This is a genomic window from Muribaculum sp. NM65_B17, from assembly GCF_004793735.1.
Lineage (GTDB): Bacteria > Bacteroidota > Bacteroidia > Bacteroidales > Muribaculaceae > Muribaculum > Muribaculum gordoncarteri.
This window is the reverse complement of sequence record NZ_SRYY01000003.1, coordinates 471073-479780: the sequence shown is the minus strand read 5'-3', so window position 1 is coordinate 479780 and position 8708 is coordinate 471073. Positions and strand designations below refer to the sequence as shown.

General features: G+C 48.8%; 11 protein-coding genes. 1 reads left to right on the top strand and 10 read right to left on the bottom strand.

Annotated elements, in window-relative coordinates:
- Positions 1-613 precede the first annotated feature (613 nt).
- Complete coding sequence (locus E5354_RS06660; protein ID WP_135946845.1) at positions 614-1480, top strand: N-acetylmuramoyl-L-alanine amidase-like domain-containing protein; 867 nt, start codon at positions 614-616, stop codon at positions 1478-1480.
- 108 nt (positions 1481-1588) lie between these two features.
- Here E5354_RS06660 and eno read toward each other — a convergent pair whose 3' ends face one another.
- The 10 genes from eno to secY all read right to left on the bottom strand — a co-directional run bounded on the left by eno (position 1589) and on the right by secY (position 8706).
- Complete coding sequence (eno, locus tag E5354_RS06655; RefSeq protein ID WP_135946844.1) at positions 1589-2881, bottom strand: phosphopyruvate hydratase; 1293 nt, start codon at positions 2879-2881, stop codon at positions 1589-1591.
- A gap of 204 nt (positions 2882-3085) precedes the next feature.
- A complete protein-coding gene (gene rplQ, locus E5354_RS06650; protein WP_123395786.1) occupies positions 3086-3586 on the bottom strand; it encodes a 50S ribosomal protein L17 in 501 nt (166 codons plus the stop codon).
- Positions 3587-3592: 6 nt separating this feature from the next.
- Positions 3593-4585, bottom strand: a complete 993-nt coding sequence (locus E5354_RS06645) for a DNA-directed RNA polymerase subunit alpha (protein WP_123395785.1) — start codon at positions 4583-4585, stop codon at positions 3593-3595.
- Positions 4586-4606: 21 nt separating this feature from the next.
- Positions 4607-5212, bottom strand: coding sequence for a 30S ribosomal protein S4 (gene rpsD, locus E5354_RS06640; protein ID WP_123395784.1), 606 nt, complete (start codon positions 5210-5212; stop codon positions 4607-4609).
- A gap of 156 nt (positions 5213-5368) precedes the next feature.
- Positions 5369-5758, bottom strand: coding sequence for a 30S ribosomal protein S11 (rpsK, locus tag E5354_RS06635; protein WP_123395783.1), 390 nt, complete (start codon positions 5756-5758; stop codon positions 5369-5371).
- A 9-nt stretch (positions 5759-5767) separates the two neighbouring features.
- A complete protein-coding gene (gene rpsM / locus E5354_RS06630; protein ID WP_123395782.1) occupies positions 5768-6148 on the bottom strand; it encodes a 30S ribosomal protein S13 in 381 nt (126 codons plus the stop codon).
- 36 nt (positions 6149-6184) lie between these two features.
- Positions 6185-6301 carry a type B 50S ribosomal protein L36 gene (gene ykgO / locus E5354_RS06625; RefSeq protein WP_068961805.1) on the bottom strand — a complete coding sequence of 39 codons (117 nt, stop codon included), beginning with the start codon at positions 6299-6301 and terminating at the stop codon, positions 6185-6187.
- A gap of 15 nt (positions 6302-6316) precedes the next feature.
- A complete protein-coding gene (gene infA, locus E5354_RS06620; RefSeq protein WP_121699817.1) occupies positions 6317-6535 on the bottom strand; it encodes a translation initiation factor IF-1 in 219 nt (72 codons plus the stop codon).
- Positions 6536-6544: 9 nt separating this feature from the next.
- Positions 6545-7327 carry a type I methionyl aminopeptidase gene (gene map, locus E5354_RS06615; RefSeq protein WP_135946843.1) on the bottom strand — a complete coding sequence of 261 codons (783 nt, stop codon included), beginning with the start codon at positions 7325-7327 and terminating at the stop codon, positions 6545-6547.
- Positions 7328-7362: 35 nt separating this feature from the next.
- The gene (gene secY / locus E5354_RS06610) at positions 7363-8706 is read right to left on the bottom strand and encodes a preprotein translocase subunit SecY (protein WP_123395814.1); all 1344 of its coding nucleotides are present in this window, start codon (positions 8704-8706) and stop codon (positions 7363-7365) included.
- Positions 8707-8708: the final 2 nt, after the last annotated feature.

Genomic DNA, 8708 nt, shown 5'->3' with positions numbered 1-8708 from the left:
TTCATCCTGAGCCAGGATCAAACTCTTCGTTGTTTGTATCTTTTCTCTTATTTTTCTCTGTTGTCTTGCGACCACAGTCGGCTTCAGGTTCCGCTGACCTATTGAATCACGTAGATTGACTTGAGGCGTCAGCCTCAAAAGACTGACTGCTCTTGTACTACTTCTTGTCTATTTAACTCTTTCAATGTTCTCGTTGCTTTCGCTTCACCGCGCTTGGTGAAGTGCTTCAAAATTTAGAAGCGGAAAGGTTTTGCAAAGTTATATCGATTTTTTGGATTGGCAAAATTTTTAACAACTTTTTCACTGCAATCTTTGTTCTTAACTTTTCAAGCAGGCTTTTCAGAGCCTCGCAATCTCCATTGCATTACCCTTGATTTCCAAAAGCGAGTGCAAAGTTAGAGGATTGATTTTAATTCTCCAAACATTTTGACCTTAAATTTTCAAATTATTTTTCATCGAATCACCAACACCCTACCCCACAACCGATTACCGCGAAAATAAATTTTAGCCGGCAAATTGCAAAATCATGCATGATACGGAAATGAGCGGCTACGACGTTTGGTAATTACTGCTCTTTTTCGTAATTTTGTCATGTATAAGTACAGGAAAAATCATGAAAGGATTCTTAACAAGCATAATATTCACGGCAGCGGCATTGAGTGCAGCCGCATCGAGTCCGTCGGAGGTGAGATTTCACAATGAGGAATCGGACACCTTGCGCATAAACGAGATATTGATATCGGCTAAAGCGGAGAACGGCAATGCCAAACCGGAAGTCCTCATATCATATATAGGCAAGCAGCTTCTGGGTACTCCCTACGAGGCGTCGACTCTCGAGGGCTCGCCCGAGAGAATAACGGTGAACATGGACGGCATGGACTGCACGACATTTGTGGAAAATGTGGCGGCAATGGCCTATACCGTGAACGAAGGCCGCACTTCATGGCGTGACTTCCTATATAATCTTGAAAGAATGAGATACCGCGGAGGCAAGCTTAACGGATATGCGTCACGCCTGCACTATGTGAGCGACTGGATAATCGACAACGCGCACCGCGGTATAATTAAAGAGGCGACATCAAACTTCCCGGGAGTGCAATATGCCGTAAAGACTATCGACTTCATGTCGACGCACCGTGACCAATATCCGGCATTGGCCGACTCGGCGGAGTATGAGCGCATGAGGAGCGCGGAGATAGGCTACCGAAGCCACCGATACCCCTACATCAAGTCGTCGAAGTGCTCGTCGAAGGATGTGATAAAGGCAATGCGTGACGGCGACATAATTGCGATAACGACTAAAACGCCGGGGCTGGATGTGCAGCATTTAGGCATCATAGTGATGAAGGACGGGGTTCCGCACCTGATGCACGCGTCATCGGCCAAGAAATCGGTTGTAATCGACAGTGATCCGCTGTCGGAATACATGAGAAAGAATCGCTCGGCATCGGGAATAAGGATAATACGCCTGGTGTATTAAGCGCCCTACCCCATAGTCTAAACAGAAGCAACGACATACAGCTATAAAAAACAATCGGCCGACTCAATGAGTCGGCCGATTTATTATTTTCAATGATTCAGGAATCAATTAAGCCTGAGGCATCTTGGTGCGCTTGCCATAACCGTAAGCGGCATCGCTACCGAGCTCTTCCTGGATGCGGAGAAGCTGGTTGTACTTAGCCATACGGTCGGAACGGCTTGCAGAACCGGTCTTGATCTGTCCGGCGTTGGTAGCAACTGCGATGTCGGCGATAGTAGCATCCTCAGTTTCACCAGAACGGTGAGAGATAACTGCGGTGTAGCCATTGCGCTGAGCGAGTTCTACGGCGCGGAGAGTTTCGGTAAGAGAACCGATCTGGTTAACCTTTACAAGGATTGAGTTGGCGCAACCCATGTCGATACCCTTCTTGAGGTACTTAACATTGGTAACGAAGAGGTCGTCACCTACAAGCTGGCAACGGTCGCCAATCATGTCGGTAAGAATCTTCCAGCCTTCCCAGTCGTTTTCGGCCATACCGTCCTCGATAGAGTCGATGGGGTAAGTTTCAACGAGAGTCTTGAGGTATTCAGCCTGCTGAGCAGAGGTGTACTTGGGACCGTCGGCCTGCTTCCAGGTGTAGTCGTAGATACCGTCCTTGTAGAACTCAGAAGAAGCGCAGTCAAGACCGATAGTAACATCCTTTCCGGGAACATAACCGGCCTTCTCGATAGCCTGCATGATTACGTTGAGGGCATCCTCAGTACCGTCAAGGTTGGGAGCGAAACCACCTTCGTCGCCGACAGCGGTAGAGAGGCCGCGAGCCTTAAGAACTGACTTAAGGTTGTGGAATACTTCAGTACCCATGCGGATACCTTCCTTGAAGCAGCAAGCACCGATGGGACGAATCATGAATTCCTGGAAGGCAATGGGAGCATCAGAGTGCGCACCACCGTTTATGATGTTCATCATAGGCACGGGAAGAGCGTAAGAGTTGCAACCGCCGATGTATTTGTAAAGGGGAAGGTCAAGATAGTCGGCAGCAGCCTTGGCAACGGCGAGTGATACACCGAGGATGGCATTTGCACCGAGGTTTGACTTAGTTTCAGTACCGTCGAGGGCGAGCATTGTTTCGTCGATCTTGATCTGGTCAAGAGCTGACATACCAACGAGAGCCTCGGCGATAGGACCGTTTACATTGGCCACAGCCTTTGTAACACCCTTGCCCATGTAACGGCTCTTGTCGCCGTCACGGAGCTCGAGAGCTTCATTAACACCGGTAGAAGCGCCGGAGGGAACAGAAGCACGGCCGCATGCACCTGATTCAAGAATTACATCTACTTCAACAGTGGGATTGCCACGAGAGTCGAGGACCTCACGTCCAATGATTTTTTCGATTTTCATAATGTTAAAACTAAAATTATGTTGTTGGGATTTTTTGGTCAAATTTCTTGATGACAAAGTTACAAAAAAAAGGAATAGCCATTAACAAATTTCGTTAATAATATTATCGATTACACTTAATTATAGATAAAAGGGGGCAAAAAAATCGCCGTGCGCAATGCACGGCGATTAACGATATTAACAATTGAATGTAATTGTCGATATTTATTCGGCTGCGGGAGCCTCGGGTGCTGCAGTAGCCTCGGCAGCGGGTGCTGCGGGAGCTTCGGCTGCGGGAGCAGCAGTGCTCTTGCGAGAGCGGCGAGTGCGGCCCTGCTTCTTTGCGCCCTTCTCCTTGAGCATGTTTTCGTTGTAGTCAACGAGCTCGATGAAGCAAGTCTTGGCGTTGTCACCAAGGCGGTTGCCGGTCTTAAGGATGCGGGTGTAGCCACCGTTGCGGTCAGCGATCTTCTGAGCGATTTCGCGGAACAGCTCAGTAACGGCATATTTGTTCTGGAGATGGCTGAAAACAAGACGACGGTTGGGAGTATTGTCTTCCTTGGCGCAGTTAATAAGGGGTTCAGCGTACATGCGAAGAGCCTTAGCCTTGGCAAGCGTAGTGAAGATGCGCTTGTGCATGATGAGCGAAACGGTCATATTAGCGAGCAAAGCATCGCGGTGAGCTTTCTTGCGGCCAAGATGGTTGAATTTTTTATTATGTCTCATCGTTTATTACTCTTTATCTAATTTATACTTTGAAATGTCCATTCCGAATGACAGGTTAAGGTTGGCCAGAAGCTCATCGAGCTCGGTGAGAGATTTCTTACCGAAGTTGCGGAACTTCAAGAGATCGGTCTTGTTGAACACTACAAGTTCGCCAAGGGTTTCCACTTCAGCGCTCTTCAAGCAGTTAAGCGCACGGACTGAGAGGTCCATGTCGACGAGCTTAGACTTGAGGAGCTGACGCATGCGGAGCACTTCTTCGTCAAACTCTTCGTTGCTGTCGTTTTCGGTAGCTTCGAGAGTTATCTTCTCGTCGGAGAATAGCATGAAGTGGTAAATCAAAATCTTAGCGGCCTCCTTAAGGGCGTCCTTAGGAAGAATGGAACCGTTGGTTGTAATCTCAATAATCAGTTTTTCGTAGTCGGTCTTTTGGTCAACGCGGAAGTTCTCAACGGTGTACTTCACATTTTTGATGGGAGTGTATATTGAGTCGATAGCGATTACATCGATAGCATCGTTGGGGGTGCTATTTTCATCGGCGGGGACCCAACCACGACCCTTGTTTATTGTGAGGTCAAGCTGGAAACTTGCGCTGGGATCCAAATGACAAATGACCTGGTCAGGGTTGAGAACCTCAAATCCTGTAAGCGCCTTGCCAATGTCACCGGCCTTGAACACCTCCTGGCCCGACACGGTGATGGTAGCCTTTTCAGATTCGGTATCTTCGACAATCTGCTTGAGGTCAACCTTCTTGAGGTTGAGGATGATGTTGGTTACATCTTCCTTGACACCGGGCACGGTGTCAAACTCATGCTTAACGCCATCAATGCGAATCGAGGAAATGGCAAAACCCTCGAGCGAGGAGAGGAGAATGCGACGGAGCGCATTACCTACAGTTATGCCATATCCGGGCTCCAATGGCTTGAACTCGAACTTACCGAAGAAATTATCGGCTTCCAACATGACGACCTTGTCAGGTTTTTGAAATGCTAAAATAGCCATGGATCTACGTTTTTAAATTGATTACTTAGAATACAACTCGACGATTAGCTGCTCCTTAATGTTTTCAGGAATGTCTTCGCGAGTGGGCACATGGAGCATCTTTCCTACCTTAAGAGCTTCGTCCCATTCGAGCCAGGGATACTTGCTGTGGTTGAAACCGGCGAGAGCGTCGGCGATAACCTCGAGCGACTTAGAGCGCTCGCGAACACCGATAACATCACCGGGGTTTACATGATAGGAAGCGATGTTCACAACACCACCGTTAACAGTAATGTGGCGATGAAGCACGAGCTGACGGGCAGCTGCACGGGTGGGAGCTATGCCAAGACGGTATACGATGTTGTCGAGGCGTGACTCAAGGAGCTGTAGGAGCACCTCACCCTTGATACCCTTAGTGCGTGATGCACGCTCAAAGAGATTGCGGAACTGCTTTTCGAGGACTCCGTAGGTGTATTTAGCCTTTTGCTTCTCACGGAGCTGAACGCCGTACTCGGAGGTCTTGCGGCGCTTGTTGACGCCGTGCTGGCCCGGAGGATAATTCTTGTGAGCGAGAACTTTGTCAGCACCGAAGATAGGCTCGCCGAATTTACGAGCAATCTTAGTTTTTGGTCCAGTATATCTTGCCATTTTTTTGTCTTGAATTTTAGGTTTGATTGAGGATTGACACCTTAGTGCAGCCGCGACCACAGAGAGGTGATAAAAATTGTGGTCTATTCACATTCAATGCTTATCCGCAGTCAAGCCGTAATTTTATAAATTAGTGAATTTACAGGAATTGACGGATTATACACGACGACGCTTGGGAGGACGACATCCGTTGTGGGGCAGCGGAGTAACGTCGATAATCTCGGTTACCTCAATGCCTTGTCCATGAACCGTGCGGATAGCAGATTCACGACCGTTTCCGGGGCCTTTCACATAGGCCTTCACTTTGCGCAGACCGAGGTCGTAAGCGACCTTAGCGCAATCCTGAGCTGCCATCTGGGCTGCATAAGGAGTATTCTTCTTTGAGCCACGGAAGCCCATCTTACCTGCGCTTGACCAAGAGATCACCTGACCTTCAGAGTTGGCTAAGCACACGATAATGTTGTTGAAAGATGAGTGAACATGGAGCTGACCGTTTGCGTCAACCTTAACGTTTCTCTTCTTTGCTGCGACTGTCTTTTTTGCCATACTAATTTATTATTTTGTAGCTTTCTTTTTGTTAGCAACTGTTTTCTTGCGACCCTTGCGAGTGCGGGCATTGTTCTTAGTGCTCTGACCGCGCACGGGCAGACCGATACGGTGACGGATGCCACGATAGCAACCGATGTCCATAAGGCGCTTGATGTTTAGCTGGATTTCGCTGCGGAGGTCACCCTCTACTTTGTAGTCGTGGCCGATAACTTCACGTACAGCTGCGGCTTGAGCGTCGGTCCAGTCTTTAACCTTAATGTTTTTGTCCACTCCGGCTTTCTCAAGGATAGAGTTTGCGGCGCTACGACCGATGCCGAATATATAAGTCAAGGCGATTTCACCTCTTTTGTTTTGGGGGAGGTCCACTCCCACGATTCTAACTGCCATATTGTTTGACTAAATTTTCTGCAAAAATAACAAAAATTATCCTTGACGCTGTTTATACTTAGGATTTTTCTTATTAATCACGTAAAGGCGACCCTTGCGACGCACGATTTTGCTGTCGGGAGTACGCTTCTTAATTGAGGCTCTTACTTTCATATCTTATGCTTTTTATTATTTGTATCTAAATGCGATTCTGCCTTTGGACAAGTCGTAGGGAGACATCTCCACCCTCACCTTGTCACCTGGCAATATTCTGATATAATGCATACGCATCTTGCCGGAGATGTGGGCAGTGATTTCATGACCATTCTCCAATTCTACACGAAACATTGCGTTGCTCAATGCCTCGACAATTGTTCCGTCTTGTTCTATTGCAGCTTGTTTTGCCATATAATAAGTTTAAATTGCTCTATCGCCCAACACTTGGTCAATATAATCAAATGTAGTTAATATTTCAGTTTCTCCGTCGTGCACGGCCACTGTGTGCTCGTAGTGAGCCGATGGCTTGCGGTCCTTGGTGCGACATGTCCAGCCGTCCCTTTCGATTACGATGTTTCGGCTTCCCAGGTTAATCATGGGCTCGATTGCGATGCATAGTCCGTTTTTAATCATGGGGCCAACACCGCGGCGTCCGTAATTGGGCACTTCGGGATCCTCGTGCATCTTCTTGCCTATTCCGTGTCCGCACATTTCGCGAACTACGGTGTAGCCGTGGCGCTCGCAATATGTCTGGATGGCGTTGGCGATATCGCCGATGCGATTGCCTTGCTTGCAGGCGGCGATGCCTTTGTAGAGCGACTCCTTGGTTGTCTTCATCAGCTGCAGCACCTCGGGAGCGACTTCGCCCACGGGGAATGTGTAGCATTGGTCGCCGTTGTAGCCGTTAAGCTCGACGACGCAGTCAAGACCAACGATGTCACCCTCGCGCAGGGCATAGTTGGACGGAAATCCGTGAACGACTATCTCATTGACCTCGATACAGAGTGTACCGGGGAAACCGCCATAACCGAGACAAGCGGGACGACCGCCATTGTCCTGAATGAATTCACGGGCAATGGTGTCAAGCTTGAGCGTAGTGATGCCCGGAGCCACCCACTTGGCGACTTCGCCAAGTGTGCGACTCACGAGGTCACATGCCTCTCGCATCAAAGCTATTTCTTCAGGTGTTTTAAGATAGATCATTATATACTTAAAAAGTAGCTTTTAACGATTTTACATCAATAAGCACTACCGGTTGTGCGTCCCTTGATCTTGCCGTTTTTCATAAGGCCGTCGTAGTGGTGCATCATCAGGTGTGATTCAACTTGCTGGAGAGTGTCGAGCACTACACCAACGAGAATCAGCAGTGATGTTCCACCGAAGAACTGCGCGAAATTCTGGCTTACGCCGAATAGGCGCGCGAATGCCGGCATTATGGCAACGATACCGAGGAACAACGATCCGGGCAAAGTTATGCGTGACATTATCGAGTCAAGATACTCGACAGTCTTCTTACCGGGTTTTACTCCGGGGATGAAGCCATTGTTGCGCTTCATATCTTCGGCCATCTGTGCGGGGCGCACTGTGATGGCGGTGTAGAAGTATGTGAAGGCTACAATCAAGATGAAGTAAACGAGGTTGTAGGCGAATCCGTTGATGTCGGAGAACTTCACGAAGATGCTGTTTTCCTGAGCACCGAATCCGGCGAGTGTGATGGGTATGAACATTATCGCCTGGGCGAAGATGATAGGCATCACACCTGCTGCATTTACTTTAAGGGGTATGTACTGACGGGCGCCTCCATACTGCTTGTTGCCGACGATGCGCTTTGCATACTGCACGGGCACCTTGCGGGTTCCCTGGACGAGCAGTACAGCGCCTACTGTTACGGCGAAGAGGAGTATGAGCTCGACGATGAACATTACAAGACCGCCTTCAGAACCGGTTGAACCGGGCAAACGGCTTACGAATTCATAGTAGAGCGCCTGGGGCAGACGGGCGATAATACCCACCAAGATTATGAAAGAGATACCATTTCCTATACCGCGATCGGTGATGCGCTCACCAAGCCACATGATGAACATGGAGCCTGCGGCAAGTATGATAGTCAAGTAAGCGACTGTCCAAAATCCCATTGCGGCATGACCTCCTGCGCTGTTGACCTGAATCTGAAGGTTGATCAGATAGGCAGGGCCCTGGAGCAAGAGAATAAATACGGTGAGATAACGGGTGTATTGGTTCAGTTTCTGGCGTCCGCTCTCGCCTTCCCTTTGCATCTTCTGGAATGAAGGGAGCACCATGCCGAGCAACTGTATCACGATTGAAGCCGTGATGTAGGGCATGATACCCAATGCAAAGATGGAGGCTTGCGAGAAGGCACCTCCCGAGAACATATCCAAGAGCTGCATCAGACCGCTACCGGCCGTGAAGTTGGCCAAGGCATCAAGGTCGTCGGGATGGATACCCGGCAACACAACGTAACATCCCAGTCGGTACACGAGTACCAAGAGGAATGTCACGATGAGGCGCTTGCGCAGCTCTTCGATTGTCCAAATATTCTTTAATGTCTGAACAAATCTCATTA